This window comes from Streptomyces desertarenae, from assembly GCF_042681365.1.
GTDB lineage: Bacteria > Actinomycetota > Actinomycetes > Streptomycetales > Streptomycetaceae > Streptomyces > Streptomyces desertarenae.
Genome location: NZ_JBHUFU010000041.1, coordinates 1 through 1374, shown reverse-complemented (window position 1 = coordinate 1374; position 1374 = coordinate 1). Strand labels below are relative to the sequence as shown.

General features: G+C 41.6%; 1 protein-coding gene. It reads left to right on the top strand.

Going from position 1 to position 1374, the window contains the following annotated elements:
• On the top strand, positions 1–1338 hold a 1338-nt coding region (locus tag ACFSJS_RS27865; protein WP_380905275.1), incomplete at its 5' end, for a hemagglutinin.
• Positions 1339–1374: the final 36 nt, after the last annotated feature.

Here is a 1374-nt window from a genome sequence, read left to right as displayed (position 1 = left end):
CTAGAAGAGCTAAGATCACTTTTTAGTTCTTCTAGGTCTTATCAAAGGATCCAGATCTTTCCAGACACAATCTGGAATGTGTCTTACAGTGGGACAAGCAAAGCATGCTCGGATTCATTCTACAGAAGCATGAGATGGTTGACTCAAAAGAACAATGCTTACCCTACCCAAGATGCTCAATACACAAATAATCAAGGAAAGAACATTCTTTTCATGTGGGGTATAAATCATCCACCCACCGATACTGCGCAGACAAATCTGTACACCAGAACCGACACAACAACGAGTGTGGCAACAGAGGAAATGAATAGGGTCTTTAAACCATTGATAGGACCAAGGCCTCTTGTCAACGGTTTGATGGGAAGAATTAATTATTATTGGTCGGTATTGAAACCGGGCCAAACACTGCGGATAAAATCTGATGGGAATCTAATAGCTCCATGGTATGGACACATCCTTTCAGGAGAGAGCCACGGAAGAATCCTAAAGACAGGCTTAAAAATGGGTAGCTGCACAGTGCAGTGTCAAACAGAGAAAGGTGGCTTAAACACAACATTGCCCTTCCAAAATGTAAGTAAGTATGCATTTGGAAACTGCTCAAAGTACATTGGTGTAAAGAGTCTCAAACTTGCAGTTGGTCTGAGGAATGTGCCTTCTAGATCTAGCAGAGGACTATTCGGGGCCATAGCAGGATTTATAGAAGGAGGTTGGTCAGGACTGGTTGCTGGTTGGTATGGATTCCAGCATTCAAATGACCAAGGGGTTGGTATGGCAGCAGATAGAGATTCAACCCAAAAGGCAGTCGATAAAATAACATCCAAAGTGAATAATATAGTCGACAAAATGAACAAGCAGTATGAAATCATTGATCATGAATTCAGTGAGGTAGAAACTAGGCTTAACATGATCAATGATAAGGTTGATGATCAAATCCAAGATATATGGGCATATAATGCAGAATTGCTAGTTCTGCTTGAAAACCAGAAAACACTCGATGAACATGACGCTAATGTAAACAATCTATATAATAAAGTGAAGAGGGCGTTGGGTTCCAATGCAGTGGAAGATGGGAGAGGATGTTTCGAGCTATACCACAAATGTGATGACCATTGCATGGAGACAATTCGGAATGGGACCTACAACAGGAGGAAGTACCAAGAGGAATCAAAATTAGAAAGACAGAAAATAGAGGGGGTCAAGCTGGAATCTGAAGAAACTTACAAAATCCTCACCATTTATTCGACTGTCGCCTCATCTCTTGTGATTGCAATGGGGTTTGCTGCCTTTTTGTTCTGGGCCATGTCCAACGGGTCCTGCAGATGCAACATTTGTATATAATTGGCAAAAACACCCTTGTTTCTACTGATCACGCGT